The 26391-nt window shown below is 75.2% G+C and carries 29 protein-coding genes; 11 read left to right on the forward strand and 18 right to left on the reverse strand.

Going from position 1 to position 26391, the window contains the following annotated elements:
* The first annotated feature begins 70 nt into the window (after nucleotides 1-70).
* Both ACI79C_RS12665 and ACI79C_RS12670 read left to right on the forward strand, forming a co-directional pair.
* Nucleotides 71-676 (forward strand): biliverdin-producing heme oxygenase, encoded by a 606-nt coding sequence (locus ACI79C_RS12665; RefSeq protein ID WP_456946007.1) that lies wholly within the window; start codon nucleotides 71-73, stop codon nucleotides 674-676.
* Entirely contained in the window at nucleotides 673-3015 is a 2343-nt protein-coding gene (locus ACI79C_RS12670; RefSeq protein ID WP_456946008.1) for a SpoIIE family protein phosphatase, read from the forward strand. The genes ACI79C_RS12665 and ACI79C_RS12670 overlap by 4 nt, the downstream gene beginning before the upstream one ends.
* On the opposite strand, the gene ACI79C_RS12675 is transcribed toward ACI79C_RS12670, so the two are convergent.
* The 5 genes from ACI79C_RS12675 to paaD form a co-directional block, all read right to left on the reverse strand.
* On the reverse strand, nucleotides 2993-3271 hold the full coding sequence (locus ACI79C_RS12675) for a hypothetical protein (RefSeq protein ID WP_456946009.1): 279 nt from the start codon (nucleotides 3269-3271) through the stop codon (nucleotides 2993-2995). The two genes, ACI79C_RS12670 and ACI79C_RS12675, sit on opposite strands and share 23 nt — an antisense overlap.
* A 30-nt stretch (nucleotides 3272-3301) precedes the next feature.
* Entirely contained in the window at nucleotides 3302-4081 is a 780-nt protein-coding gene (locus ACI79C_RS12680) for an SDR family NAD(P)-dependent oxidoreductase (RefSeq protein WP_456946010.1), read from the reverse strand.
* A gap of 76 nt (nucleotides 4082-4157) precedes the next feature.
* Nucleotides 4158-4985 (reverse strand): polysaccharide deacetylase family protein, encoded by an 828-nt coding sequence (locus tag ACI79C_RS12685; RefSeq protein WP_456946011.1) that lies wholly within the window; start codon nucleotides 4983-4985, stop codon nucleotides 4158-4160.
* Nucleotides 4986-5072: 87 nt separating this feature from the next.
* A complete protein-coding gene (gene idi / locus ACI79C_RS12690; protein ID WP_456946012.1) occupies nucleotides 5073-5624 on the reverse strand; it encodes an isopentenyl-diphosphate Delta-isomerase in 552 nt (183 codons plus the stop codon).
* A 59-nt stretch (nucleotides 5625-5683) separates the two neighbouring features.
* The gene (gene paaD / locus ACI79C_RS12695; protein ID WP_456946013.1) at nucleotides 5684-6184 is read right to left on the reverse strand and encodes a 1,2-phenylacetyl-CoA epoxidase subunit PaaD; all 501 of its coding nucleotides are present in this window, start codon (nucleotides 6182-6184) and stop codon (nucleotides 5684-5686) included.
* 144 nt (nucleotides 6185-6328) lie between these two features.
* Between paaD and ACI79C_RS12700 the strand changes: the two genes are divergently transcribed.
* Nucleotides 6329-7162: an alpha/beta fold hydrolase gene (locus tag ACI79C_RS12700; protein ID WP_456946014.1), complete on the forward strand. Its 834-nt coding sequence runs from the start codon at nucleotides 6329-6331 to the stop codon at nucleotides 7160-7162.
* Between the two features lie 240 nt (nucleotides 7163-7402).
* On the opposite strand, the gene ACI79C_RS12705 is transcribed toward ACI79C_RS12700, so the two are convergent.
* The 5 genes from ACI79C_RS12705 to glnT all read right to left on the reverse strand — a co-directional run bounded on the left by ACI79C_RS12705 (nucleotide 7403) and on the right by glnT (nucleotide 12915).
* Entirely contained in the window at nucleotides 7403-8521 is a 1119-nt protein-coding gene (locus tag ACI79C_RS12705; RefSeq protein ID WP_456946015.1) for an FAD-dependent oxidoreductase, read from the reverse strand.
* Nucleotides 8522-8601: 80 nt separating this feature from the next.
* The gene (locus tag ACI79C_RS12710; RefSeq protein WP_456946016.1) at nucleotides 8602-9894 is read right to left on the reverse strand and encodes an FMN-binding glutamate synthase family protein; all 1293 of its coding nucleotides are present in this window, start codon (nucleotides 9892-9894) and stop codon (nucleotides 8602-8604) included.
* 10 nt (nucleotides 9895-9904) lie between these two features.
* Complete coding sequence (locus ACI79C_RS12715; protein ID WP_456946017.1) at nucleotides 9905-10630, reverse strand: GltB/FmdC/FwdC-like GXGXG domain-containing protein; 726 nt, start codon at nucleotides 10628-10630, stop codon at nucleotides 9905-9907.
* Nucleotides 10618-11526 (reverse strand): hypothetical protein, encoded by a 909-nt coding sequence (locus tag ACI79C_RS12720; RefSeq protein ID WP_456946018.1) that lies wholly within the window; start codon nucleotides 11524-11526, stop codon nucleotides 10618-10620. Before ACI79C_RS12720 ends, ACI79C_RS12715 begins: the two co-directional genes overlap by 13 nt.
* 33 nt (nucleotides 11527-11559) lie before the next feature.
* Nucleotides 11560-12915 carry a type III glutamate--ammonia ligase gene (gene glnT / locus ACI79C_RS12725; protein ID WP_456946019.1) on the reverse strand — a complete coding sequence of 452 codons (1356 nt, stop codon included), beginning with the start codon at nucleotides 12913-12915 and terminating at the stop codon, nucleotides 11560-11562.
* 237 nt (nucleotides 12916-13152) lie between these two features.
* Between glnT and ACI79C_RS12730 the strand changes: the two genes are divergently transcribed.
* On the forward strand, nucleotides 13153-13983 hold the full coding sequence (locus tag ACI79C_RS12730) for a mycofactocin-coupled SDR family oxidoreductase (protein WP_456946020.1): 831 nt from the start codon (nucleotides 13153-13155) through the stop codon (nucleotides 13981-13983).
* An 86-nt stretch (nucleotides 13984-14069) separates the two neighbouring features.
* On the opposite strand, the gene ACI79C_RS12735 is transcribed toward ACI79C_RS12730, so the two are convergent.
* From ACI79C_RS12735 to ACI79C_RS12750, 4 genes are read right to left on the reverse strand one after another with little or no spacing between them, the layout of a single operon-like run.
* Entirely contained in the window at nucleotides 14070-15044 is a 975-nt protein-coding gene (locus ACI79C_RS12735; RefSeq protein WP_456946021.1) for a heme-dependent oxidative N-demethylase family protein, read from the reverse strand.
* The gene (locus tag ACI79C_RS12740; RefSeq protein ID WP_456946022.1) at nucleotides 15041-16018 is read right to left on the reverse strand and encodes a PDR/VanB family oxidoreductase; all 978 of its coding nucleotides are present in this window, start codon (nucleotides 16016-16018) and stop codon (nucleotides 15041-15043) included. The genes ACI79C_RS12735 and ACI79C_RS12740 overlap by 4 nt, the downstream gene beginning before the upstream one ends.
* Nucleotides 16015-16506, reverse strand: a complete 492-nt coding sequence (locus tag ACI79C_RS12745) for a dimethylamine monooxygenase subunit DmmA family protein (protein WP_456946023.1) — start codon at nucleotides 16504-16506, stop codon at nucleotides 16015-16017. Before ACI79C_RS12745 ends, ACI79C_RS12740 begins: the two co-directional genes overlap by 4 nt.
* Nucleotides 16507-16531: 25 nt before the next feature.
* On the reverse strand, nucleotides 16532-16891 hold the full coding sequence (locus ACI79C_RS12750; RefSeq protein WP_456946024.1) for a cupin domain-containing protein: 360 nt from the start codon (nucleotides 16889-16891) through the stop codon (nucleotides 16532-16534).
* 130 nt (nucleotides 16892-17021) lie between these two features.
* Between ACI79C_RS12750 and ACI79C_RS12755 the strand changes: the two genes are divergently transcribed.
* From ACI79C_RS12755 to ACI79C_RS12775, 5 genes are all read left to right on the forward strand, one after another.
* Nucleotides 17022-17636, forward strand: a complete 615-nt coding sequence (locus ACI79C_RS12755; protein WP_456946025.1) for a helix-turn-helix domain-containing protein — start codon at nucleotides 17022-17024, stop codon at nucleotides 17634-17636.
* Between the two features lie 73 nt (nucleotides 17637-17709).
* On the forward strand, nucleotides 17710-17901 hold the full coding sequence (locus ACI79C_RS12760) for a hypothetical protein (protein ID WP_456946026.1): 192 nt from the start codon (nucleotides 17710-17712) through the stop codon (nucleotides 17899-17901).
* A gap of 48 nt (nucleotides 17902-17949) precedes the next feature.
* Nucleotides 17950-19293 carry an MFS transporter gene (locus ACI79C_RS12765; RefSeq protein WP_456946027.1) on the forward strand — a complete coding sequence of 448 codons (1344 nt, stop codon included), beginning with the start codon at nucleotides 17950-17952 and terminating at the stop codon, nucleotides 19291-19293.
* Between the two features lie 48 nt (nucleotides 19294-19341).
* The gene (locus ACI79C_RS12770) at nucleotides 19342-19926 is read left to right on the forward strand and encodes a helix-turn-helix domain-containing protein (RefSeq protein ID WP_456946028.1); all 585 of its coding nucleotides are present in this window, start codon (nucleotides 19342-19344) and stop codon (nucleotides 19924-19926) included.
* Nucleotides 19923-21311: an MFS transporter gene (locus tag ACI79C_RS12775; protein ID WP_456946029.1), complete on the forward strand. Its 1389-nt coding sequence runs from the start codon at nucleotides 19923-19925 to the stop codon at nucleotides 21309-21311. The genes ACI79C_RS12770 and ACI79C_RS12775 overlap by 4 nt, the downstream gene beginning before the upstream one ends.
* Here the strand turns inward: ACI79C_RS12775 and ACI79C_RS12780 are convergent.
* Complete coding sequence (locus tag ACI79C_RS12780; protein ID WP_456946030.1) at nucleotides 21223-22599, reverse strand: ammonium transporter; 1377 nt, start codon at nucleotides 22597-22599, stop codon at nucleotides 21223-21225. The two genes, ACI79C_RS12775 and ACI79C_RS12780, sit on opposite strands and share 89 nt — an antisense overlap.
* Before the next feature lie 145 nt (nucleotides 22600-22744).
* Here ACI79C_RS12780 and ACI79C_RS12785 point away from each other — a divergent pair, with 145 nt between their 5' ends.
* Complete coding sequence (locus ACI79C_RS12785; protein ID WP_456946031.1) at nucleotides 22745-23863, forward strand: NAD-dependent epimerase/dehydratase family protein; 1119 nt, start codon at nucleotides 22745-22747, stop codon at nucleotides 23861-23863.
* Nucleotides 23864-23897: 34 nt separating this feature from the next.
* Here ACI79C_RS12785 and ACI79C_RS12790 read toward each other — a convergent pair whose 3' ends face one another.
* The 3 genes from ACI79C_RS12790 to ACI79C_RS12800 all read right to left on the reverse strand — a co-directional run bounded on the left by ACI79C_RS12790 (nucleotide 23898) and on the right by ACI79C_RS12800 (nucleotide 25756).
* A complete protein-coding gene (locus tag ACI79C_RS12790) occupies nucleotides 23898-24491 on the reverse strand; it encodes a PaaI family thioesterase (protein WP_456946032.1) in 594 nt (197 codons plus the stop codon).
* Between the two features lie 91 nt (nucleotides 24492-24582).
* Nucleotides 24583-25032, reverse strand: coding sequence for an acyl-CoA dehydrogenase family protein (locus tag ACI79C_RS12795; protein WP_456946033.1), 450 nt, complete (start codon nucleotides 25030-25032; stop codon nucleotides 24583-24585).
* A complete protein-coding gene (locus tag ACI79C_RS12800; protein ID WP_456946034.1) occupies nucleotides 24965-25756 on the reverse strand; it encodes an acyl-CoA dehydrogenase family protein in 792 nt (263 codons plus the stop codon). Before ACI79C_RS12800 ends, ACI79C_RS12795 begins: the two co-directional genes overlap by 68 nt.
* 153 nt (nucleotides 25757-25909) lie before the next feature.
* Here ACI79C_RS12800 and ACI79C_RS12805 point away from each other — a divergent pair, with 153 nt between their 5' ends.
* The gene (locus ACI79C_RS12805) at nucleotides 25910-26383 is read left to right on the forward strand and encodes an STAS domain-containing protein (RefSeq protein WP_456946035.1); all 474 of its coding nucleotides are present in this window, start codon (nucleotides 25910-25912) and stop codon (nucleotides 26381-26383) included.
* The last annotated feature ends 8 nt before the right edge of the window (nucleotides 26384-26391 follow it).

Consider the following 26391-nt stretch of genomic DNA (forward strand, 5'->3'; position numbering starts at 1 on the left):
CCCGTCGGCCGCGCCCGCGGCGCATGGGTGGCCTACCCTCGGGTAGCTGACCGGTGTGGGAGGAGAGGCGTTGCCTCGAGATGCGGGGCGCGCCGACGTCCTGACGACGTTGCGGTCCGCGACGGCCGCCGAGCACGAGCAGGTGGAGGACACCCTCGCGCTGATGGACCCGGCGCTGAGCCGCGACCGGCTGGTCGACGTCCTGGCCCGGTTGCACGCGTTCTGGACCGCTGCCGAGGCCGGCCTGGATGCCTGGGCGCACCGCGAGCCGGTCGACGCCGAGACGGTGGGGTGGGCGCGGCGCCGGCGCGCCGCCCTGTTCGCCGCCGACCTGCAGGCCCTGGGCGCCGCCCCCGGGCCCGACGCCGTCCCCGACCTGCCGGAGGTGGCCGACACCGACCAGGCCCTCGGCCGGCTCTACGTGCTGGAGGGCTCGACCCTCGGCGGCACGTTCATCTCCCGCCACCTGGCGACCCTCCCCGGCCTCGCCCCCGGGCTGCAGGTGCGCGCGTTCTCCCCGTACGGCGCCGAGACCGGCGCGATGTGGCACGCCTACCGGAGGGTGACCCGCGATCGGGTCGCCGCCGGGGGCGACGCGGGTCGCCTGGTGGACGCCGCGCGAGCCACGTTCACCGCGCTGGCGGAGTGGGTGGCCCCGGTCGGGGTCCCCGCGTGAGCCGGACCGAGCCGGACCTCGAGTTCCTGCCGCCGGGGACGCCGATCGACCTGACCAACTGCGAGCGGGAGCCGATCCACGTCCCGGGCAGCATCCAGCCGCGCGGGGTGCTGCTCACGGTCGACGAGCCGGACCTGGTCGTCGTCCAGGTCTCGGAGAACCTCGCCGACCTGGTGGGCCTGGACTGGCGGGCGGCCCTGGGCCGGCGGCTGCCCGACGTCCTCGGGATGCCCGCCGCCGAGGCGATCGCCCGGTCGGCCAGCGCCTTCGGCGACCTGCGCGAGCGCAACCCGGTGGAGGTCACCCTCGACGTCGACGGCAGCCCGGTCCCGGTCGACGCGCTGCTGCACCGGGCGGTCGGGGAGCCGGCCGGTGACGGAGCAGCGCCGGTGTCCGCGCTGGTCGTGGAGCTGGAGCCGGCCCGGGGCCCGCGGCCGTTCTCCTTCCCGAACACCTACCAGGCGGTCCGCGGCACCGTCGGGGAGCTCAACCGCGCCTCGACGCTGCAGGAGCTCTACGACATCACCGCGCAGGCGGTCCGCCAGCTCACCGGCTTCGACCGGGTGATGGTCTACCGCTACGACGCCGACTACAACGGCGAGGTCGTCGCCGAGGCCAAGGCGCCGGGCCTGAACTCCTTCCTGGGGCTGCACTACCCGGCCTCGGACATCCCCGCCCAGGCGCGGGCGCTGTACGAGAAGAACTGGATCCGGCTGATCTCCGACGTCGACTACGTCCCGGCACGGCTGCACCCGACGGACCTGCCGGCGACCGGGCAGCCGCTGGACCTGACCTACTCCACGCTGCGCAGCGTCTCGCCGATCCACATCGAGTACCTGCAGAACATGGGCGTGCACGCCTCCATGTCGATCTCGCTGCTGCGCGACGACCGGCTGTGGGGCCTCATCGCCTGCCACCACTACTCGGGACCGCACGCCCCGCCCCACGCCACCCGTGCGGCCGCGGAGTTCCTCGGCTCGACCCTGTCGGTCCGGCTGGTCGACCGCGCCGAGGAGGACGAGGTCCACCGCGCCCTGCGGGTGCGCTCGACGCTGGCCTGGCTGACCGCCGCCACCCTCGACGAGGACCGCCCCCTGGCCGAGACGCTGCTGGGCTCCCCCAGCCTGCTCGACCTCCTGCCCGCCGACGGCGTGGTCGTGTCGCTGCAGGGCAGCACCGACAGCCGCGGCACCCCCCTCCCCGACGGCGCGGCCGAGGCCGTCGCCGCGTGGGCGGCCACCCGTCCCGAGGACGTCGTGGCCACCGAGTCCCTGCGGCTGGAGGTCCCCGCGCTGGCCGCAGCGGCGGAGCCCGCCTGCGGCGTCCTGGTGCTCCCCCTGCCGGAGGGCCAGTTCGTGCTCTGGCACCGCGCGGAGGCCGTGCGCACGGTGGACTGGGGCGGGGACCCCCACAACAAGGCGATCGCCGCCCAGGAGGGCGACGAGATCCGGCTGAGCCCGCGCCGGTCCTTCGACCGCTGGCGCGAGACGGTGCGCGACCGCGCCGAGCCGTGGACGGCCCAGCAGCTCGCCGAGGTCGGCGAGCTGCGCACCCACCTGCTGGAGGCGCTGTACGCGCGCTCCCGCCGGATCGTCCGCGCCGCCGAGACCCTGCAGCGCAGCCTGCTCGCCGAGCCGCCGGCGCCGGCGGACCTGGAGATCGAGGTCCGGTACGTGCCGGCCACCCGTGAGGCCCAGGTGGGCGGCGACTGGTACGACGTCTTCGAGCAGCCCGACGGCTCGACGATGGTGGTCATCGGCGACGTCGTCGGGCACGACACCGCGGCCGCCGCGGACATGGCCCAGCTGCGCGGGCTGCTGCGCGGCATCGCCTTCGACAACGCGGAGGGGCCGGCCGCGGTCCTGGCGAGGCTCGACAACGCCGTCGCCGGGTTGCGCCTCGGCGCCCTGGCGACCGTCCTCGTCGGCCGGCTGACCGCCGACCCGGGATCCGGCGGCACCTGGCTGCGCTGGTGCAGCGCCGGCCACCTCCCCCCGCTGGTGGCCGGGCCGGACGGCGCGACGCGGACCCTCACCCCCGCGCGGGCCGGCCTGCTGATCGGCGTCGACGCGACCGTGACCCGCAGCGAGTCCGAGGTGCTGCTGGAGCGGGGCTCGACCCTGCTGCTCTACACCGACGGGCTCGTCGAGCGCCGTGACCAGGTCTTCGACGACGGTGTGGACCGGCTCCGGGAGGAGCTGGCGACCCTCCGGGAGCGGCCGGTCGACGAGGTCTGCGACGAGGTCGTCGCGCGGCTGCTCCCGGAGGGTGCGGAGGACGACGTGGCGCTGGTCGCCGTCCGGCTCCGCCAGGTGCTCAGTCCCCCGGCGGGGCGGTGAACCGGGCGGACAGCCCGTCCCCCTGGTCGCCGCCCTCCGCCGGCAACGGCGCCTCGTCCTCCGCCGCGCGCACCTCGGCGGTCGTCTCCTCCGGGGGTGCCGCCCCGGTGCGGGCGTCGCGCTCGAGGGCGGCCAGCAGCCGCTCCTCGTCGGGCGCCAGGTCGCCCGGCCCCAGGTGGCCCCCGGGCTCACCGGCGTCCGAGCCCGACGCCATCGCGCTGTCGGGGGTCGGGTCGTCGGGGTCGGTCGAGCTCATGCCGCGCCTCCTCTTGCCGGACACCGCAGGTCAGCGGGGGAAGTTGGGTTCGAGTCGCGGCACGATCTGCATCTCGGGCACGAAGGCCGCCGGGTGCAGGGTGACCAGGTGGCGCACCATCTCCGCGACGGCCGACGGCGGCATCATCAGGTGGGACGGGATGCCCCACTGCTCCATCATCGGGGTGTCCATCGCGGCCGGGATGACCGCCTGCACGCGGCACGGGAAGGGCCGCTCGGTGCCGTCGTCGGCCCGGACGGCCTTCTCGCGCAGCTCCCGCTGGATGCACCTGGTCGCGTTCAGGAAGCCGGCCTTCGAGCCGTTGTAGGCGATCGCGCCGCTGCCGGAGGTGATCGCCGACAGGGACACGATGTGGACGACGTCCGCGGTGCGCCCCTCGGGCAGGTGCTGGACCCGCTTCATGAACTCACTGGTGAGGAAGACCGGCCCCTCGCAGTTGACCGCCTGCACCCGCTGGTAGTCCGCGAGGTCGATGTCGGTGATGTAGCCGGGCCGGTCGATGCCCGCGACGTTCACCAGGACGTCGAAGGCGTCGCCGTGCGCGTCGAACAGCTGCTGCACCACCTGCCGGCGGCTCGCGTCGTCGGTGACGTCGAGCGGGACGACCTCGGCGGAGCCACCCGCGTCGGCCACCAGCTTCGAGGTCCCCTCGCTGCCGGCCGCGTCGATGTCGGCGATCGCCACGTGGGCGCCGGCCTCTGCCAGCGCCACGCACGTCGCCCGGCCCAGGCCGCTCGCGCCCCCGGTGACCAGGGCGACCCGCCCCGCCAACGTCCCGCTGTCTGCCATCCGCTCCTCCAGGTGATCACGTCGATGTCGTGATCAGCCTCGCCGAAGAGCGGGCCGCCCGCAGGTCGGGGGAGCGTCAGGTGATGGTCGCGGTGCCGGACAGCGAGCGGACCCCCGACAGGGTCGGCGGTCCCCACACGTCGGCGAGGGTGACCGTCTCCAGGCCGCGCTCGGCGATGAGCTCCAGCAGCTCGTCGTACACCTGCGTGATCGTCGGCTGGTTGGCGTGGCCGACGATGATCGACTGGGCGGTGAACCACTCGCGGGCGGCGGCCATCAACTCGTCCGGGGTGAGCAGCCGGTTGTCCTCGAACGTGCCGTTCCACAGGACGACCGTCGGGTGGCCGACCAGCTCGGAGATGCGGTCGATCCGCTCGTCGTGCGAGCCGAACGGCGGGCGGAAGAAGGGCGTGTCCTGCGCGCCGAACGTGGTCTCCAGCCAGTCCCGGTTGCGACCGATCTCGTCGGCCACCTGCTCGTCGGAGAGCGTGGTCAGGTCGGGGTGGGACCACGTGTGGTTGCCCATCGCCACCTGACCGGAGTCGATCAGCGGCTGCAGCAGCTCGCCGTTCTCCTCCCAGGACTTGTACATGCCGTTGGGGAAGAAGGTCAGCCGGACGCCGCTGTCCTTCGCGAAGGTGCACAGCGAGCCGACCACCTCCGAGCTCGTGCCGTCGTCGATGGTGAGCGCCAGCTTCACCCCGTCCCCCGGCAGCGTGTCGACCGTCCCGACCGGGGGGTCCAGGAACTCCCGGGCGGCTGTCCTGGCGGGCTCGGCGGCGACAGCCGGGGCAGCGGGGGGAAGGGGGGACTGCTCGGGGTCCACGAGACCGGAGGTGCCGCGGCCCACGGCCGCACCAGCCACACCCGCCGCGAGGAAGAGCAGGAACCGTCGGCGCTCCATGCAGCGGAAGCTAGGACCCGCGACCTGCGTGTTCCCGGCAGCGACACGAGCACGCCCGAGCGGCTGACACGCCTCGTGCGGCCCTCGCTACGGTGCGCTGTGAGGGACCAGTCCCGCGTCCTCGATCAGCCGGGCCTGCTCGCGGCACCAGGGCGACCAGGTCGCGTCGCCCTCGGTCTCCTGGCGACGGCGGAACGCGGCCCAGTCGAGCAGTTCCCAGGCGCCGACCTCGGTGGGGTCCGGGGCCGGCGTGCCGGTGAACCGCCCCAGGTAGACCGGGCAGACCTCGTTCTCCACCACCCCGCGGAACTCCGCCCGGTACCGGTAGCCGGGCAGCGCCTCTCGCAGCCGGTCGACCCCCAGGCCCAGCTCGAAGGCGGCGCGGCGGGCGATCGCGGCGGCGTCGTCCTCCCCCGGCCCCGGGTGGCCGCAGACGGTGTTGGTCCACATGCCCGGGAAGGTCTGCTTGCCGTCGGCGCGGCGGGTGACAAGCAGCCGCCCGGCGTCGTCGAACAGGTAGGCGGAGAAGGCGCGGTGCAGCGGCGTCTCACCGTGGTGCACCAGCGGCTTGGGCATCGTGCCGATCGCCGTCCCGTGGTCGTCGACGAGGACGATGAGCTCCTCCTGGGTGGTCGTCACCCCTCCATCGTCCCGGATCACCGGGTCGTGCGCCGCGAGCGGGCGCGACCCTCTCGCGCTCAGACCTCCTTGAGGTGCTCGAACGGCTCCCGGCAGCTCCGGCAGCGGCGCAGCGCCTTGCAGGCCGTCGCGCTGTACTCGCTGACCTCCTCGGTGTCGTCGGACCCGCACAGGGGGCAGGGCGCCGTCCGCCGGGACGGCCCCAGCGGCACGGGCACCGGCCCGGGACCCTGTTGCGGGGCCGGGCCCGGAGGTGCGATGCCGGCCTCGGCGAGCTTGCGGCGGCCCTCCGCGGTGATCCGGTCGGTGCTCCACGGCGGCGCGAGCACGGTCCGGACGTCGACGTCGGGGTAGCCGGCCTCGTGGAGGGCGCGCAGCAGGTCCGCGCGCATGGTGCCCATCGCGGGGCAGCCGGTGTAGGTCGGCGTGAGCTCCACGACCACGATGCCCTCCTCCACGCGGACGTCGCGCAGCACACCGAGGTCGCTGAGCGTGAGCAGCGGCAGCTCGGGGTCCGTGACCGTGTCGGCCACGGCCCGGAGGTCGACTGTGGTGGTCATCACAGCCACCATGACGCGAGCGCCGCCCGCACGCCAGCGTCTGCACCCGTCCGGGCGGTCGCGTGTCCGCGCACGTCTCCTCACGCAACGTGACGGCGAGGCGGTCCACTGGCGCGCCGAGGCGTCGGCGAGCAGGGTCGCGGGGTGGACAGCTTCCGGCGCGAGGGCATGGTGTTCGACGTCCGGGACGGCGGTCCTCCCGACGGCGAACCCGTGGTGCTCCTGCACGGCTTCCCCCAGGACTCCACCGCGTGGGCCGCCGTCGCAGCCGGCCTGCACGCCGCCGGACTGCGCACCCTCGCGCCCGACCAGCGCGGCTACTCCCCCAGCGCCCGGCCGACCGGGCGGTCGGCGTACCGGCTGCGAGAGGTGACCGCCGACGTGCTGGCGATGCTCGACCAGGCCGGGCTCGGCAGCGCCCACGTCGTCGGCCACGACTGGGGCGGGATCGTCGGCTGGGCGCTGGCGGCGTGGCACCCGGAGCGGGTCCGCACGCTGACCGCCCTCTCGGTGCCGCACCCGGCCGCCATGGCGCGGGCGATGGTCACCAGCGACCAGGCGCTGCGGTCGTACTACATGGGGCTGTTCCAGGTGCCGTTCCTCCCCGAGCGGCTCCTCCTCGTCGGGGGCGGTGAGCCGCTGCGCCGCATGTTCCTGCGCAGCGACCTGCCGCAGGAGGTGTGCGACCACTACGTGGCCCGCATGCGGGAGCCCGGCGCGCTGTCCTCGGCGCTGGCCTGGTACCGGGCGCTGCCCTTCGACGCCCGCGACCCGATCGGCCGGGTCCGCGTGCCGACCCTGCACGTGTGGAGCACCGGGGACGCCTTCCTCGGCCGGGCCGCGATCGAGGCCACCCACCGCTTCGTCGACGCGCCCTACCGGCTGGAGGTGCTGCAGGGGGTGACCCACTGGATCCCGGAGCTCGCTCCCGAGCGGGTCGCCGAGCTGGTGACCGAGCACGTCCGCCAGCACGGCTGACCCGCCGCGTCGGCCGGCCCGCCGCCCGCCGGCCCTGCCCGGCGACACCGACGGCCCGTCCGCACGGCGCACCGACGGCGGCCCCCCCTCGTGGCGTCGGCGGGCCCTGCCCCGCCGGACGTCGTGCTCTGCGTGCAGGTGGCACGCAGAGCACGAGCCCCCGAGGGGACACCCCCCGGCACCGGCGCAGGTCAGGACCGGGTGGAGGTCCGTACGGGTGACCCGCACGGACCTCCACCGTCACACCGTCGCGGCCGCCGGGAGGGCGAAGCGGGGATCGGCGGACGCCCGGTCCAGCGCGAGGTCGGCGGCCAGCTCCCCCACCAGCGCGGCGAACTTGGCCCCGTGGCCGGAGCACGGCGAGACGACGACGACCGGGCCGACCTGGTCGAGCACGAAGTCCTCGGTCGGCGTGGTGGTGTAGAGGCAGCTGCCCTGCGCGACCGGCTCGGGCGCCAGGCCGGGGAGCCACTCGGCCACGAACCGCACGACCCGTTCCCGCGACAGCGGGTCGATCCGGCCGTCGCGGGCCGACGCCGTGGTCGCGGTGCCACCGTCGTGCTGGGCGACCTTGAACGCCAGCCGCGGCCCTCCGTCGGCGCCCGAGGGGAGCCCGAACAGCTGCAGGTCCCCCTTGTGCACGAAGGTCGGCCAGGCGGCCTCCGGGTCCGCGAGCCGGAAGTGGAAGACCTGCTGCTGGGTCACCGTGAGCGGCGGCAGGCCGAGGGGCACGCCGACCTCCGGCGCCAGCTGGGGGAGCCACGGCCCGGCCGCGACCACCACCCGGTCGGCCGCGACCGCTGGCCCGTCGGTGCGCACCAGGACGCCGTCCCCGAGCGGCTCGACGCCGGTGACCCGCGTGCGTCCCAGGACGGTCCCGCCGAGCTCGCCGACCCGGCGCACCCAGGCGGCGACCGCGGCGTCGGCGTCGAGCACGGCCGCCTCCGGGTGGAAGAGCACCGGCCCGTCGAAGCGCATGCCCGGCCAGCGCTCCTCGGCCTCGGCCGCGGAGAGCAGCTCGTGGGGCACGCCCTCCCGCTGCATCAGCCCGGCCAGGCCGACCGGGTCGCGCGCCGAGCCGTGGTCGAGCCCGCCGGTGGTCCGCAGCAGCGTCGTCCCGGTGTCGGCCTCGGCCTCGGCCCAGCGGTCGAACGCCCGGCCGGTCAGCCGCACGTAGAACGGGTCGGCGTAGGCGCGGCGGACGATCCGCGACGTGCCGTGCGAGCTGCCGTGCACGTGCCCCGGGTCGAAGGCCTCCACCAGGGCGACCGACACCCCGCGCCGGGCCAGCTCCCACGCGGTCGCGGCACCCATGAGGCCCGCCCCGACGACGGCGACCTCGACCCGCAGGGTGCTCATCTCATCCCCCCGTTCGCTCCCGCGAGGCGCTCCGCTCCTCGCTCGCCGGCGCGCGCTGTCTGGCTCCCGCCGCTGTCCGCTCACTGCCCCGGGATCCAGGAGGTGCCGGCCAGCGGGACCCGCGCCATCGCGGCGGCCTCGATGGTCAGGGCGACGAGGTCCTCGGGCTCCAGCGAGTGCAGGTGGGCCTTGCCGCAGGCGCGGGCGATGATCTGCGCCTCCATCGTCATCACCCGGATGAGGTTGGCGACCCGCCGTCCGCCGACCACCGGGTCCAGCCGGGCGGCCAGCTCGTCGTCCTGGGTGGTGATGCCGGCCGGGTCGCGGCCGGCCTGCCAGTCGTCGTAGAACCCGGCCGCCGAGCCCAGCGCGCGGTACTCCTCGTCCAGGTCCGGCGAGTTGTCGCCGAGCGCGATGAGCGCGGCGGTGCCGATCGCGACGGCGTCGGCGCCCAGGGCCATGCACTTGGCGAGGTCGGCGCCGTTGCGGACGCCACCGGAGACGATCAACTGCACCTGCCGGTGCAGCCCCTCCTCCTGCAGCGCCTGCACCGCCTGGGGCAGCGCGGCGAGGGTCGGGATGCCGACGTTCTCGATGAACACGTCCTGGGTCGCGGCGGTGCCGCCCTGCATGCCGTCGAGCACGATGACGTCGGCGCCGGCCTTGGCCGCCAGCTTCACGTCGTAGTAGGTGCGGCTGGCGCCGATCTTGACGTAGACCGGCTTCTCCCAGTCGGTGATCTCCCGCAGCTCCCGGATCTTGATCTCCAGGTCGTCGGGGCCGGTCCAGTCGGGGTGGCGGCAGGCGCTGCGCTGGTCGACCCCGACCGGCAGGGTGCGCATCCCGGCGACCCGCTCGGTGATCTTCTGGCCGAGCAGCATCCCGCCGCCGCCGGGCTTGGCGCCCTGGCCGAGCACGACCTCGATGGCGTCGGCCATGCGGAGGTGGTCGGGGTTCATGCCGTAGCGCGAGGGCAGGTACTGGTAGACGAGGTGCTTGGACTGGCCGCGCTCCTCCTCGGTCATCCCGCCGTCGCCGGTGGTCGTCGACGTCCCGACCTCGCTGGCGCCCCGGCCCAGCGCCTCCTTGGCGCGGCCGGACAGCGCGCCGAAGCTCATCCCGGCGATGGTCACCGGGGTGGACAGGTGCAGCGGGTACGTGGCGTTGCGGTCGCCGAGGACCACGTCGGTGTCGCACCGCTCGCGGTACCCCTCGAGCGGGTAGCGCGACATCGACGCCCCGAGGAAGAGCAGGTCGTCGAAGTGCGGCACGCGGCGCTTGGCCCCGCCGCCGCGGATGTCGTAGATGCCGGTCTCCGCGGCGCGCTGGATCTCGGCGATGGTGGTGCGGTCGAAGGTCGCGGATTCACGCATGAGAGCCCTCTCAGTACGCCGAGGCGTTGTCGACGGAGAAGTTGTAGAGCCGGCGGGCCGAGCCGTACCGGCGGAAGGACGACGGGTCGGCGTCCAGGCCGGCCGTGGCCAGCAGCTCGGTGAGCTCGGCGAGGTGCTCGGGACGGACCTCCTTCTCCACGCAGTCCGCGCCGAGGCTCGCGACCGAGCCGGCCACGTAGATGCGGGCCTCGTACAGGGAGTCGCCGAGCGCGTCGCCGGCGTCGCCGCAGACGACCAGCCGGCCGGCCTGGCCCATGAAAGCGCTCATGTGCCCGACGTCGCCGCCGACGACGACGTCCACGCCCTTCATCGAGATGCCGCAGCGCGCGGCGGCCGAGCCCTCGACGACCAGCAGCCCGCCGTGCGCGGTGGCGCCGGCCGCCTGCGAGGCGTTGCCGCGCACCCGGACGGTGCCGCTCATCATGTTCTCGCCGACGCCGACGCCGGCGTTGCCGTCGACGGTCACCGTCGCGGTCTTGTTCATCCCGGCGCAGTAGTAGCCGACGTGCCCCTCGATCCGGACGTCGATCGCGGCGTCGAGGCCGACGGCCACGTTGTGCTTCCCGTCGGGGTGCGTGACCCGCCAGGACGGCGCCTCGTCGGCGACGTCGGGGGCGTGCAGCGCCTGGTTGAGCTCCCGCACGCTGGAGTAGGACAGGTCGACGAGGGCGGGCTCCACCGCGGTGGGGACCTCGATCGTGCTCAGCGCTGCCATGCGTAGACCTCTTCCGGCTCGGGCTCGAAGATGCGGGCGTCCCCGACGCCGGGCAGGCCGGCGAGGGCGCGGTACTCCGACGCCATCGCCACCCACTGCGGGGTCTCGGCGACGACCGCGGGCTTGCAGGCGATGGCGTCGCGGACGACGGCGAAGCTGTCCCTCGTGGAGACCAGCAGCGTGTAGAAGCCGTCGAACCGCTCGCAGAGCAACTTCAGCGACGTCGACAGGTCGTACCCGGCAGCCAGCTGGGCCGCGACGAAGCGGGCGCCGACCTCGGAGTCGTTGTCGCTGTCGAAGACGGCGCCGGCCGCCCGGAGCTCGCGGCGGATGGTGGCGTGGTTGGCGAACGAGCCGTTGTGCACCAGGCACTGGTCGGTGCCGACGGAGAACGGGTGGCAGTGCGCCGGCGTCACCGCCGACTCCGTGGCCATCCGGGTGTGCGCCACGCCCTGCCACCCCTGCGCGGCGGGCAGGCCGAACTCGGCGGCCAGTGACTGCGGGGAGCCGACGCCCTTGAGGACGGCGACCTCCTCGCCGGCGCCGATGACCAGCGCCTCGTCCGTCCCCGCCCGCCCGACGGCCTCCCGGACGGCGGTGGCGAGCGTGCCGGGGTCGGTCGCGGCGTGCACCACCAGGGTCTGGCCGGCGTCGACGACCTCGGCCTCCGGCAGCGCTCCGCGGACGGCGGCGGCGACGTCGTCCGCCGTCCGGTCCCCGGTCAGCAGCGAGACGCTGGCCTCGCCCGGCGGTGACCACCGCGGGTCGCCGTACACGGCGACCCCGGCGGAGTCCGGGCCGCGCTCGGTGACCTGGCAGAGCATCCCGGTCAGCAGCTCGCCGAGCCGGGGGTACAGGGAGGGCTCCCGCAGGTGGAGCCCGACGATCCCGCACACGTCAGGGGGTCCTCTCGTCCGGAGTCGGTCGGGTCAGAAGGCGGTCACGTAGCGGTCGACCTCCCAGGGGGTCACCTGCCCGTGCCACTCGAAGAACTCGTCGCGCTTGAGCCCGGCGAAGTAGGCCGCCACGCCCGGGCCCGCAGCGTCGAGCGCGCCCGCGACGACCGGGTCGGCCTCGAGCGCCTCGACGGCGTGCAGCAGCGTCGGCGGCAGCACGGCGCTGCAGGTGGCGCCCGGGTCGCCGGGGTCCAGCCCGCGGCGGACGCCGTCCAGCCCGGCGGCGAGCGCGGCCGCGGCCGCCAGGTAGGGGTTGGCCGAGCCGTCACCGCCGCGCAGCTCGACGCGGTTGCCGTCGGGTACCCGCAGCAGGTGGGTGCGGTCGTTGCCGCCGTAGGTCGCCGTCCGCGGGGACCAGGTCGCGCCCGAGCGGGTGGAGCTCGCGCCGGTGCGCTTGTAGGAGTTGACCGTCGGGGCGAGCACCGCCTGCAACCCGGCCGCGTGCTCGATCAGGCCCGCGACGAAGGAGTACGCCAGCGGCGAGAGCCCCAGGCCGCGCCGGTCCCCGGCCTCGGGGAAGGCCGGGACGCCGTCGCGCCACAGCGACAGGTGCATGTGCAACCCGCTGCCGGTGCGGTCGCTGAACGGCTTGGGCATGAAGGTCGCGGTCATCCCCCGCTGCTCGGCCAGCACCGACAGCAGGTACCGGAGGGTCACCACCCGGTCGGCGGTGGTGAGCGCGTCGGCGTAGGCGAAGTTCTGCTCGAACTGCCCGTTGCCGTCCTCGTGGTCGTTGGCGTAGTTGCCCCAGCCCAGGGAGTTGATCGCCCTGCTCACCTCGGTCAGGTGGTCGTACATGCGGGTCAGGCCGCGGGCGTCGTAGCAGGGTCGCTCGGCGGTGTCCTTGGGGTCGGCCGGGCGCAGCGAGCCGTCCGGGCCGCGCTCGACGAGGAAGTACTCGACCTCGGCGCCGACCTTGAGCTCCAGCCCCAGCGCGGCGGCGCGGGCCAGCTGCTCCCTGAGCACCACGCGGGGGGCGTACGGCCAGGGCCGCCCCTCGACGTGCGGGTCGCAGTGCACGATCGCCAGGCCCGGCCGGATGAACGGCACCGGCATGTAGGAGGACAGGTCGGGGATGGCCATGAGGTCGGGGTCCCTGGGCTCCTGGCCCATCGCGCCGACGGCGTAGCCGGCGAAGCCGACACCCTCGGTCTGCAGCTCCTCGACCGCCTCGACCGGCACCAGCTTGGCGCAGGGCTTGCCGGTCAGGTCCACGAACAGCGCCAGGACGAACTCGATGCCGTCGGCGCGGGCGCGGGTGGCGAGGTCGAGGGCCGGCAGGTCGACCGGCTCCGGCGGGGCCTCGGGGCGGGTGGCGGTGAGCGACACGGGTGCCTCCTGGCGTTGCGTCCACTGACGTGAACTGTTGTCGCCTGGGAGTGAACCCGCGGTGGGTTTCACGACGGTTACCGCCACGGTGAGTTCGTGTTGCCCGCCGTCCCACCGCCGGTGGTGCGCCGGCGAGTCGGCCTCGCGTCGGCGTCGGCGCCCGCTCGCCGGGCCGTGGGCGATGACTCCGGGTGGCCCGGGCGGTCCAGACTGCAGGACACCATCGCGGGAGGACTCGTGGGTCGCTTCGACGGCAAGGTCGCGTTCATCACCGGGGCGGCGCGCGGGCAGGGCCGCAGCCACGCCCTCCGCCTGGCCGGCGAGGGCGCCGACGTCATCGCCGTCGACCTCTGCGCACCGATCGGCACGGTCGCCTACGACCTGGCCACGCCCGAGGACCTCGCCGAGACCGCCCGGCTGGTCGAGCGGCTGGACCGGCGGGCGGTGACCGCCCGGGTCGACGTCCGCGACGCCGACGCCCTCCGGACGGCGGTGCGGGACGGCGTCTCCGAACTCGGCCGGCTCGACGTGGTGCTGGCCAACGCCGGCATCGGCCTGATGTCCCCGGACGCGCCCGCCGCCCAGGCCTTCCGCGACCAGCTCGACGTCAACCTCGCCGGCGTGTGGAACACCGTGCAGGCGGCCGCGCCGGTGCTGATCGAGCGGGGCCGCGGTGGCGCCGTCGTCCTCACCAGCTCGGCGTTCGGGCTGACCGGCCGCGGCGGTGACGGCTCCGGCGGCGGCGACGGCTACGTCGCGAGCAAGCACGGCGTGGTCGGGCTGATGCGCACGTGGGCGAACTGGCTCGCGCCGCACGGGATCCGCGTCACCTGCGTCAACCCGTCGGGGGTGGCGACGCCGATGGTGCTCAACCCGGCGGTCGAGGCGCTCTTCGGCGGCAGCATCGACACCCCGGCCAAGGCGGTGGAGGACGTGGCCAACCTGCTCGACGTCACCCTCGTCCAGCCGGAGGACGTGAGCGCCGCCGTCGCGTTCCTCGCCTCCGACGAGGCCCGCTACATCACCGGCGTGGCACTGCCCGTCGACGCCGGCATGCTCGTCCGCTGATGCCGGCGGGACGCCACCGCGGGTGTTCCTCGCACCGAGCGCGGGACCCGCGCTGCCGGGGCCCACCCGCGGTGCACCCCGGGCGGTCAGCCGGCGCGCAGCCAGTCGACGGCGGCGCCGCGGAAGCGGGTGAGCCCCTTGTAGTCGGCCATGTCGTCGGGGAGCTCGGCGAGCACCGCCGCGAACCGGCGCCGCCACTCCGGCACCGCGGCCAGCTCCCGCAGCGAGAGCAGGTGGGTCCGGATGAGGAAGCAGATCGCGTGGGAGGCGCCGAGCCGGAGCAGGTGCTGCACCTCCACCCGCAGGTGCAGCCGGTCGGGCAGTGCGGGGTCGTCGACCACGCGCCGCCGGTCGGGACCCCACTCCGGGCAGGTCTCGGTGGAGGTGTCCAGCCGCCGGTCGACGGTCATCGTCCAGTTGGTGCGCCGGTACTCGTCTCCCGGCTGCAGCCGCATGAGGAACTGCTCGGCGCGCTGCACCACGCCGGCCTCGTGCACCCGCGGCACCGGGCCGTGCACCTCGAGGAAGCGCATCCCGACGTCGAAGCCCATCGACCAGTCGGCGGCGAACGTGACCAGCCCGGCGTCGGCCCACAGCGAGCCCTCCCGCTGGTCGAGCAGCACGACGTCCTCCTGCACCTGGCTGCCGAGGAAGGTCAGCGGCCCGCCGGGCAGGGAGTCGTCGTCGCCCACCACGAACGACGTGGAGGTGCCGAGCAGGTCGTTGCGCCAGGACCACCGGTCCCCGTGCCGGCGCAGCGCCATGACGTCGGGGTACGTGGCGGCCAGCTCGGGCAGCAGGGTGAGCAGCGCGTCCCAGGCCGCCACCCGCATGTGCGGCAGTTGCTGGCAGCGGGTGGGGTCGGTGGCCAGCACGTCGCGGCGGACCGCGAGCTCGGTGGCGTAGTCGGCGTCGACGTCGAGCACCCGGTCCCCCCACCCGCCGGCGGCGGTGACCACCGGGCGGCGGGCCGGCTCGACGTTCGTCGAGTACCGGTAGGCGTCGGCCGGGAAGGGGAACGGGAAGCGGGTGATCCGGTCGGGCAGGACGGCGGTGGTCACAGGTCGAGCTCCAGTTCGTCGTCGGCGCAGCGGGAGACGCAAGTCATGACCGCGTCGCCGGCCGCGCGCTCGGCCGCGGAGAGGTGGAGGTCACGGTGCAGCGGCCGACCGGCGAGGACGGGGACCCGGCACTCGCCGCAGACGCCCTGGCGGCACATGCTGGGGACGGCGACCCCGGCGTCCTCCAGGGCCGACAGCAGCGAGACCCCCGACGGCACGGGCACCGACGCGCCGCTGCGGGCCAGCCGCACCCTGAACGGCTCCCCCGGGTCGAGGTCGGCCGCGGAGAACCGCTCGGCGTGCACCCGCTGCTCCGGCCAGCCCAGCGCGGCCGCGGTCTCCTCGACGTGGGCGATGAGCGGCGCCGGCCCGCAGACGTAGACGTGCGTGCCGACCGGCTGCGCCGCGAGCGCCGCCGCGACCGCCTCGAGCATCTCCGGCGTGGAGTCGTACGCCGCCAGCCGGTCCCCGCACAGGTCGGCCAGTTCCGCCAGGTGCGCCCCTGCGTCGGGCCGGTGGCCGTACAGCAGGCGGAAGGAGCGGCCCCACCGGACGGCGGCCCGCGCGTGCGACAGCATCGGGGTGATGCCGATGCCGCCGGCGATGAGCAGGTGGTGGCGCGCGGTCGACACCGGGGCGAAGGCGCTGCGCGGGCGGGAGGCGGCCACGCGGTCGCCGGGCCGCAGCCGGTGGACGAAGGCCGAGCCGCCCGCGCCGTCGGGGCACAGCAGCACCGAGATGCGGTACTCGTCGGCGGGCATCCCGTCGCCGGTCAACGAGTAGGCGTTGCGCCGGTCGCCGCAGGTGAGGACGAGGTGGCTGCCCGGCGCGGTGCCGGGCAGCAGCCCGCCGTCCGGACGGCGCAGCGCCAGCGAGCGGATCCCCGGCGCGGCGTCGGCGACCGAGGCCACCTCGAGCACCAGCCCGTCGACGCCCGCCTGCGCGGCGGGCGGTGCGGCCAGCACGGCCGTCATGCGACCTCCTCGGCGTCGGCCATGTAGCCCAGGTAGCTCCCGGCGCGCCGGGAGACGTGCCAGTAGACGAACAACCGCCGCCCGCAGCCGGGACAACCGGTCTCCGCGCCGACCGCGACGTCGGCCTCGGTGGTCGTGCGGCAGTGCGGGCAGAAGACGCGCTTGCGGTCGGTCCCGGTCACCGCCGTCCGGACCTCCGCGTCGAGCAGTCCGCCCTCGATGGCCACCGCGCGCGCGGCGAGGACGTCGGCCTCCGGGCCGGCCAGCATCAGCCGCCAGCCGACCGCGCTGGCGGCCACCTGCCGGGCCAGCTCGCCCAGGACCGCGGCGTCGGCCGCACCGGTGGTCGTGCAGGTGACCGGCGTGCCCGCCGGCACCTGTCCGAGCCAGCGCCGGACGACGGCCACGGCGTCCGGGCCGAAGCCGAGCAGGCTCACCGCCCGCGCCGCCGGGTCCACGCACGGGTCGGGGGCCGGCCACCGCGGCACGCTGGGTGCTCCGCACCCATGCCGGTCAGGGGGCGAACGAGCGCTGGCCGGTGGAGAAGCCCAGTGCCCGGTCGGGGGTCTCGAAGCGGATGCGCGAGCCCTCGGGGAAGAACAGGACGTCCCTCGGGTGGGCCACCACGCGCCGGCCGCTGTCGAGGTCGGTCAGGTGGAACTCGCCCTCGACGACCAGCTTCATCTCGTCGTAGGTGTACTCGTGGTCCAGCGGCTCTCCCGCGAACAGCTCGAAGAAACTGCCGCAGAGCTCGGCGCCGCCCGGGTTGGCCAGCGCGTCGCCGATGAAGGCCCGGACGCCCGGGACCTCCATGCTGGGCAGCCCCTCCGCGCCGCCGCGGGCGTGGCCGATGGCCGGTGCAATCGTCGTCATGTCGCCTCCGCGGATCGTCCACTGTGGGTGGACCGAAACTACGGAGGGTGTACGCCGGATGGGTCAACTGCGCGTGACGTTCAGGTCAACCGGGGATTCCCGGCGCCTTCCCGGACCTATGCTCGACCGGGTGGAGGTCACCCCGGCCGGAGCGCACGACGAGGCACCCAGCGGCCATCTCGAGGACGTGATCGCCCTCCGCGTGCGCGAGTTCCGCCTGGCCAAGGGCATCTCACTGGCCGAGCTGGCCCGGCTCACCGGCATGAGCAAGGCGATGCTGTCCAAGATCGAGAACGCCCAGACCTCCTGCAGCCTCTCCAGCCTGGCCCGCCTCGCCGACGCGCTCGCCGTGCCGGTGACCGCGCTCTTCCGGGGCCTGGACGCCGAGCGCGAGGCGGTGTTCACCCCCGCCGGACACGGGGCGCAGATCGTGCGGCGGGGCAGCAACGTCGGCCACCTCTACCAGCTGCTGGGGTCGTTGCGCGGCGAGCACAAGCGGCTGGAGCCGCTGCTGGTGACCCTCACCGAGGCCAGCGAGGTCTTCCCCCTCTTCCAGCACCCGGGCACCGAGTTCCTCTACGTGCTGGAGGGGGTCATGGTCTACGGGCACGGTGAGGCCCGGTACGAGATGCACGCCGGCGACTCACTCGTCTTCGACGGGGAGGGCCCCCACGGGCCGGCCGAGCTGGTCGAGCTGCCGATCCGGTTCCTGACCGTCACCGGCTACGGGCACGTCACCTCCTAGCAGCCGCCGGGCATGGCCCGGATCCTCCGGGGGCACTCCAGGGGGGAGACCCCGGACGACCCGAGGAGGACCCGTGTCCGCACCCACCCGCAGCCGCTGGCGCACCGCCGCGGCGGGGATCGCCATCGCCGCCGCATCGTTCACCACCGTCGCGTGCGGCAGTGACGTGGTCGACGACGACGTCCAGCAGAACGTGGAGGAGGGCGTCGACGACGCCGAGCAGGAGGTCGAGGACGCCACCGACGGCGAGGACAGCGACGGCTGACCTGCAGGCCCCGCGTGACCGGCGGTCGCGCGGGGTATCCGCGGCCCGATGAGCACCGACGCGACGACGACCTCGCTCACCCGGGCGCAGCGCCTGGACCGGCTGCCGTTCACCCGCGAGCACGGCCGGCTGGTGGTCGGCTCCGGGATCGGCTGGGCCCTGGACGCGATGGACGTCGGCCTCATCTCCTTCGTCATGGCCGCGCTGGCCGTCCAGTGGCAGCTCAGCGCGACCGAGCTGTCGTGGATCGGCTCGATCGGCTTCGTCGGGATGGCGCTGGGCGCCACCCTGGGCGGACTGCTGGCCGACCGGATCGGCCGGCGGCAGGTCTTCGCGCTGACCCTGCTGGTGTTCGGCCTGGCCACCGGCGCGGCCGCGCTGGCGTGGTCGGTGGCGGCGCTGCTGGTGTTCCGGTTCCTCATCGGTCTGGGCCTGGGCGCCGAGCTGCCGGTCGCCTCGACGCTGGTCAGCGAGTACGCGCCGGCCAGGGTGCGCGGCCGCGTGGTCGTGCTGCTCGAGGCGTTCTGGGCGGTGGGCTGGCTGCTGGCGGCGCTGATCGGCTACCTCGTCGTCCCGCGCAGCGACGCCGGCTGGCGGTGGGCGCTGGCCCTCGGCGCCGTCCCCGCGGTGTACGCCGTCGTCGTGCGCCGCGGGCTGCCCGAGTCCGTGCGCTTCCTGGAGCTGCGCGGGCGGACCGACGAGGCGGAGGCGGCGGTGCGTCGCTTCGAGTCGGCCGCCGGCGTCGACCCGGTGCCGTCGGCGCCCGCCAGACCCGCGACCCCACCCGGCCCGGGAGCGCTGTGGGCCCCGGGCACCCGCGGCCGGACGGCGGCGCTGTGGACGGTGTGGTTCGGCATCAACTTCGCCTACTACGGCGCCTTCATCTGGCTGCCGACCCTGCTGGTGGCCTCCGGGTTCTCCCTGGTCCGGTCCTTCGGGTTCACGCTGCTCATCACCCTCGCGCAGCTGCCCGGCTACGCCGCCGCCGCGGTGCTCATCGAGCGCTGGGGACGGCGGCCGACGCTGGTCGTCTTCCTGGTCGGGTCGGCCATCGGCGCGGGGCTGTTCGCGCTCGCCGACGGCGAGGCCGCCGTCCTGGCCACCGGCATGGTGCTGTCGTTCTTCAACCTCGGCGCGTGGGGCGCGGTCTACGCGGTGACACCGGAGGTCTACCCCACCGCACTGCGCGGCACCGGCGCCGGGGCGGCGGCCGGCTTCGGCCGGATCGCCTCGATCGCCGCTCCGCTGTGCGTGCCACCACTGCTGGACGCCGGTGGCAACGGCCTGGTGTTCGGCACCTTCGCCGCCTTCTTCGCGGTCACCGCCCTCGCCTCGTGGGCGCTGCCCGAGCGACGGGGTCGTGCACTGGAGGACGCCATTCCCGCCGGCTGATGCAAAGGGCTCTTTGCAAAGCCGTCTTTGCACTCTACCGTCGGGGCGGTGACCGGCGAGCTCCCACCGACCCCTGCCGTCGACGTCCGCGATCCGCGCACGCTCCGCGCGCTGGCCCACCCGCTGCGGGCCACCCTGCTGGGTCTGCTGCGCGCCGAGGGGCCGTCGACCGCCTCGAAGCTGGGCCAGCGCCTCGGGGAGAGCAGCGGCGCCACCAGCTACCACCTGCGGCAGCTGGCCTCGTTCGGGCTGGTCGAGGAGGTCCCCGGTGAGGGCACCGGCCGCGAGCGCTGGTGGCGGGCCCTGCACCGCAGCACCCGGTGGCACACCGAGGAGCTCCTCGACCAGCCCGGGGGCCGGGAGGTCGTCGACGAGCTCACCCACCGCTCGCTGAGCCAGCACCGCCGGCTGCTGGCCGCGCACGCCGAGCAGCGCGAGGATCTGGACGAGGCCCAGCGGGACGACGCGTCGCTCAACGACTGGGCGCTGCGCCTCGCCCCCGCCCGCGCCCGCGCCCTCGCCGACGAGCTCAACGCCGTCCTCGAGCGGTGGCGGGCCGAGGAGGAGGAACCCGACCAGCCGCTGGTGCACGTGCTGGTCGACCTGTTCCGACTGCGCGAGTACCCGGCGTGAGCCGGCCACTGGCGGTCCGCGCCGCCACCCGGCGTTACGTCGGCCTCACCGCGCTGCGCTGGCTCCCCGTCGGGTTGAGCACGCCGGTGACGGTGCTCCTGGCCTCCGCCCGCGGCCTCTCCCCTGCCGACATCGGCGTGGTCGTCGCGGTGTACTCGGTGGTCACCCTGGCGCTCGAGTTGCCCACCGGCGGGCTGGCCGACGCGATCGGCCACCGCCCGGTCCTGCTCCTCGCCGGGGTGCTGACCGTGGCCGGGCTGCTGACGACGGTGGTGGCGCACAGCGTGGCGGTCTTCGCCCTGGCGTGGGCCCTCACGGGGATGGGCCGCGCCCTGGACTCCGGGCCGCTGGAGGCCTGGTACGTCGACGCCGTCCGGACCGCCGACCCGGCGGCCGACGTGACCCCCGGGCTGTCCCGGGCGGCCGCGGCCGACGGCGCGGGGCTCTGCCTGGGCGCGGTGCTCGGCGGGGCACTGCCGCTGCTCGCCGCGCCGGGGAGCGGCGCCCTGGCCCTGCCACTGCTGCTCGCTGCGGCGCTGGCCGGGGTCTCGGTGGCCGCCGTCGCGGTGCTCGTCGTCCCGGTGGGGGCTCCGCGGTCCGGCGGGACGGCGGCGCTGCGGGCGGGGCTGCACGCGGTCCCGGCGGTCGTGCGGGACACCGCGTGCCTGGTGGTGCGCGACCGGCTGCTGCGGCGGCTGCTCGCCGTCTCGCTGCTGGTCGGCACCGTGCTGACGACCCTCGAACTGCTGGGCCCACTGCACGTGGCCGGGCTCGTCGGCAGCAGCACGCAGGGATCGGCCGTCTTCGGCGTCGTCATGGCCGTCTCCTACGCCGCGGCCGGGGTCGGTGCGCTGCTCGCCCCGGCCGTGCGCCGGAGCGCCCGCGGCTCGGTCGCCGCGGCCAGCGCCGGGCTCGCCGCCCTGGGCGCACTGGCCGTCGCCACGGTGGCCGTCGCGGGGGACGTCGTCCTGACCGGACTGGCCTTCGGGCTCTTCCACCTCACCAACGCGGCGGCCTGGCCGCTGTGGAAGGACCTGCTGCACGGGCGGGTCGGAGCGGGACAGCGGTCGACCACGCTGTCGGCGACGTCGCTGGCCCTGATGGTCGGCGGGCTCGCCGGCAGCCTGCTGGTCACCCGGCTGGCCGAGGCGGCGGGCGCCCCGGCCGGCTTCTGGGCGGCCGCGGGGGCCGTGCTGGTGATCGCACTGGTGTCCCTGGGCCTGCGGGCCCCGCGTGGCCCCGGGAGCGGAGTGGACCCGTGCGGGGCACCCGCACGGATCCACTCCGCGAGTGGGGTCAGCCGGCGGGGGTGTCCGTCCGCGGTCCGGCCCCGGTCCGCGGGGACGGCGCACCCGAGGCGGCGATCCGCTCGGCCGAGGCGATGACGCTCTCGGGCGTCGTCGTCGCGCCCGGGGTGTGCAGGCTGCCGTCGAGGTCGTAGGCGACCTCCGCGTGCTGGGCGACGTCGATGCCCCCCGTCTCGGCCTCCTTGCCCACCCGCAGACCGATCGTCTTCTGGATCGCGAGGGCGATGACCAGCGTGACGACGAAGGAGTAACCGACCACCGCGATCGCGGCCACCGCCTGCACGCCCAGCAGCTCGAGACCGCCGCCGTGGAGGAGGCCGTCCCGGCCGCTGGGCGCCTCGGCCGAGCCGAACACGCCGACGAGCAGCGTGCCGACGATGCCGCCGACCAGGTGGACGCCGACCACGTCGAGCGCGTCGTCGTAGCCGAGGCGGTACTTCAGCGAGATGGCCAGCGGGCAGATCGCACCGGCGATGGCGCCGACGGCGAGGGCGCCCATCGGCGTCACCGCGCCGCAGGACGGGGTGATCGCGACCAGGCCGGCGATGGCGCCGGACATCCCGCCGAGGGTGGTGGCGTGACCGTCGCGCAGCTTCTCGACCAGCAGCCAGGCCAGGATCGCCGCACAGGTCGCGTTGAAGGTCGTCAGCACCACCACCGAGGCGCTGTTGCCGGCGGCGAGCGCGGAGCCGCCGTTGAAGCCGAACCAGCCGAACCACAGGACGCCGGCACCCAGCGCCACCATCGGGAGGTTGTTGGGCCGGGCCTGGCGCGGCCAGCCGGTGCGCTTGCCGATCACCAGGACGACGGCCAGCGCGCCGATGCCGGCGTTGATGTGGACGGCGGTGCCCCCGGCGAAGTCGACCGCGGCCAGGTCGTTCGCGATCCAGCCGCCCACGGCGCTGCCGTCGGCGGAGTCGAACGCGAACACCCAGTGCGCGACCGGGAAGTACACCAGTGCCGCCCAGAGCCCCGCGAACAGCAGCCACGGCCCGAAGCGGACCCGGTCGGCGACCGCGCCGGCGATGAGCGCCGTGGTGATGACGGCGAACAGCGCCTGGAAGACCGCCACGAGGGCCGGGGGCAGCGCCGCGGACTCGTCGCCGACCACCAGCGACCCCAGCCCCGGGTACTCGGTGACGTCGCCGAGCAGCCCGACGCCGCCGTAGGAGTCGCCGAAGACGGCGGAGAAGCCGAACAGCGTCCAGAGCACGCCGACCACGGCGACGGCTCCGAACACCATCATGATCATGTTGAGGATGCCGCGGGAGGAGACCATCCCCCCGTAGAAGAGAGCCAGCCCGGGGATCATCAGGGCGACGGCCATCGTGGCGGCGAGGATGAATGCGGTGCTTCCGACGTCCATGCTGGACCTCTCGATCGTCTACTCGCGGTGTTCGCGGTTGCGTGCCAGTAGACGATGTGCCGGTTACCGCCGAGGTCGTCGTCTGTGACGATCGGGTGACGCGCGGCCCCGGGTTCACCGGCCCGGATGCGGGTAGCGGCCCTGCATGGCTGAACTGTCCCGGGACCGCCTCCAGGGCCTGACGGTCGCCGTCACCGGCGCGAGCGGCAACGTCGGGACGGCGCTGCTGCGCCGGCTCACCGCCCCGACCAGTGGCGTGGCGCAGGTGCGCGGCCTGGCCCGTCGCCAGCCGCCCGACACCGCGCCCTACGACCGGGTGCAGTGGCACCTGGCCGACCTCGGCGAGACGCGCAGCGACCACGAGCTCACCCGGTTCCTGGACGGCGTCGACGCCGTCGTCCACCTGGCCTGGGCGCTGCAGCCGGGCCGGGAGCCCGAGCGGCTGCACCGGGTGAACGTCGAGGGCACCCGCCGGGTCGCCCGCGCCGCGGCGGCCGCGGGGGTGCAGCACTTCGTCCACCTGTCCTCGCTGGGTGCCTACGCCGCCGGCGCCGCGGGACAGGAGGTGGCCGAGGACTGGCCGACCACGGGCATCCCGACGTCCCAGTACAGCCGGGACAAGTCCGAGGCCGAGCGGGTGGTCCGCGAGCTGATCGGCCGCCGCCCGGAGACCACGCTGACCGTCGTCCGCCCGACACTGGTGCTGCAGCCGGAGGCCAGCAGCGAGATCGGCCGCTACTTCCTGGGCCCGCTGCTGTTCGGCGCGGCGCGGCTGCTGCCCGGCCAGGTCGCCCGGCTGCTCCCTCTCCCGCTGCCGTCGGTGTACGTGGGTCTCGTGCACGCCGACGACGTCGCCGACGCCCTCACCCGGATGCTGGACCGCCGCGCCGCCGGCCCGTTCAACCTGGCCGCCCAGCCGGTGATGGACGCCGACGGCATCGCCCGCGCCCTGGGCACCGTCCGCGTGCCGGTGCCGGCGTTCGTGCTCCGGGCGGCCCTCTCGGCCGCCTTCACCGCCCACCTCGTGCCGACCGAGCCCGGCTGGCTGGACCTCGGGACCCAGGCGCCGGCCCTCGACACGACCCGGGCACGCCGGCTCCTGGACTGGGCGCCGTTCCACCGCGGCGACGAGGTCCTGGCCCAGTTCGTGGCTGCGCTGGGCCGCGGCGAGGGCGCCCCGGGTGCCCTCCTGGAGCCCGCCGGCGGCCCGGAGCGCGACCCGGGCGGCGACCCGGCCAACGCCCCGGGCCCGCGGGCGGACTAGTCGCCGCGCGCCGTCCAGGCGCCGATCGGCCGGCTCATCGGCGCGAACACGCCGGCCGCCCGCTCCGGCCGCAGGGCGACGAACAGGCCTCGGCGTCGGCGAGCACGGTGTCCGGGTCGTCCGCGGCGACCAGCCGTGCGGCGGCCGGGGTGCGCCGGCCGGAGGGCTCGCCGGCCTCCGCCGACAGCAGCAGCGGGACGCCCAGCGGCACCGGGCGGCGGTACCGCACGGTCAGCGTGGCGGTCAGTCCGCCCCGGCCGGCGGCGCGCACGGCCCGGGCCAGGACGTGGTCGAGCAGGGTGGCGACGACCCCGCCGTGCACCAGGCCGGGCGGACCCTCGTGCGCCTTGCCCACGGTCACCCGGCCGGTGGCCCGGCCGTCGGGGGTGTCGGCCGCCTCCAGCGGTGGCGCCACCGGGCTGCCCGGACCGTAGACCGGGCTGTACCAGCGCTCGCCGGCGTCCGGGTCGTCGACCCCGGCCACGTCGTGCAGCCCCCGGCTCTGCGACCGCAGACGGGCGGTGAGCTCGCGCGCCGCGGCCGCGACCGCGGCCAGCTCGTCGGAGGGCACCTCGGTGCGGACGGCGGCGTCGACGAGGTCCCGGAGCGCGGCGCCGAGCTCCCCCACCACCTCCCGGCGAGCGGCCCGCTCCTCCGCTGGCCCTCCTGCAGGGACCCGCCGCGAGCTCGCGAGCGGCGGGGGGCAGGAGGGCCCTTCCTCAGCCACGGGGCATGCCGGCGTCGCGGAGCAGCCCGCCGCCGATGATCACCCGCTGCACCTCGCTGGTCCCCTCATAGAGCCGGTAGAGGCGGGCGTCGCGGTAGAAGCGCTCGACCGGGGTGGTGCGCAGGTAGCCCAGGCCCCCGTGGACCTGCACCGCCCGGTCGACGGCGCGGCCCACCATCTCGGTGCAGAAGAGCTTGGCCGAGGACGGGCCGATCGAGGTGTCCTCGCCGGTGTCGTAACGGGCGGCGACGTCGCGGACCAGGGCGCGGCCGGCGAGCAGCTCGGCGTGCATGTCGGCGAGCTGGGCCTGGACCAGCTGGAACCGGCCGATCGGCGCCCCGCCCTGCTTGGCGGTGGCCGCGTAGGCGACCGACTCATCGAGCACCCGCTGGGCCATCCCGACGCAGAGCGCGGCGATGTGCAGCCGGCCGCGGGAGAGCACGGTCAGCGCCTGGGCGTAGCCGCGCCTCCTCGCCGACCAGCGCGTCGGCGGGCACGCGGACGTCGTCGAAGAAGACCTCCGCGGTCCAGGCGCCGGCCTGTCCCATCTTGCGGTCCTTCGGTCCGACGGTGACCCCGGGCGTCCTCGCGTCGACGACGAAGCTGGAGATGCCGCGCCCACCCCGCTGGTCCGGGTCGCTGCGGGCGAAGACGACGAACAGGTCGGCGACGGGTGCGTTGGTGATGTAACGCTTGCTGCCGCCCAGGACCCACGCGTCGCCGTCCCGGCGGGCAGTGGTGCGCAGGCCGGCCGGGTCGGAGCCGGCCTCGGCCTCGGTCAGGGCGAACGAGGCGATCAGCTCCCCAGACGCCAGCCGCGGCAGGTGGGCCTTCTTCTGCTCCTCGCTGCCGAACTTGGCGATGACCTGGCCGGCGATGCCGTTGTTGGTGCCGAACAGCGACCGGAACGCGGGGGTGGTGTAGCCGAACTCGACGGCGAGCTCGACGTCCTCGGCCATGGTGACGCCCAGCCCGCCGTACTCCTCGGGGAGCGCGTAGCCGAACAGGCCCATCTCGGCGGCGCGTGCGCGCAGCTCGTCGGGGATGCGGTCCTCGTCCTCGATCCGCTCCTCGAGCGGGACCACCACCTCCCGGACCAGCTGCCGGACGGCGGCCACGACCTGCCTGAAGTCCTCGGCGTCCACGACGGCCATGGTGCCGCGCACGGGGCCGGACCGCTCCGGCGGGTCGTGCGCGACACGCCAGAGCGCAGCGCAGTCAGCTGACCACTGCCTGTTGTGGGGATCGGGGATCGGAACTAGCGTCGACCACAGCCGCCCGAACCCGCAGGCGGCTCGCACCAACCTGCCGGAGTGCCCGTGCCGCACCTTCGAGTCGCGCTCGTCCCCGCCCCCGACCAGGTCGTCGTCCGGGTGACCGGCGACGCGGACACCTCCACCGTCGATCGGCTCACCACCGCCCTCCAGGAGGCGGCGGCCCTGGGCACCCACCGCGTGGTCGTGGACGTGGCCGGGGCGCGGTTCGCGGACCCCTCGGCCCTGCACGCCCTCACCGTCTTCACCGCCGTCCTGGCCCCGACCGGGCGCCAGTGCCGGGTCGTCGGGGCGCCCGCGGCGACCCGGCGGTTGGTGCGGGCCGCCGGGCTCGCCGACCGGCTGGAGCTCGACGGCCCGCTGGCCGGGGACGACCCGGTCCGGCCCCCGCGGTGGCGACGGCGACCGCCGGGTCGCTCCCGGTGTCGGCGGCCTGCAGGCCGGCGCGGGTGGCGAGCAGTTCCCCGCGCTGCAGCCGGACGTCGAGGTCGGTCAGCGACTCGGTGCCGGTGTTGGTGAGCGTCCCG

It is taken from the genome of Geodermatophilus sp. SYSU D00697 (assembly GCF_054050175.1).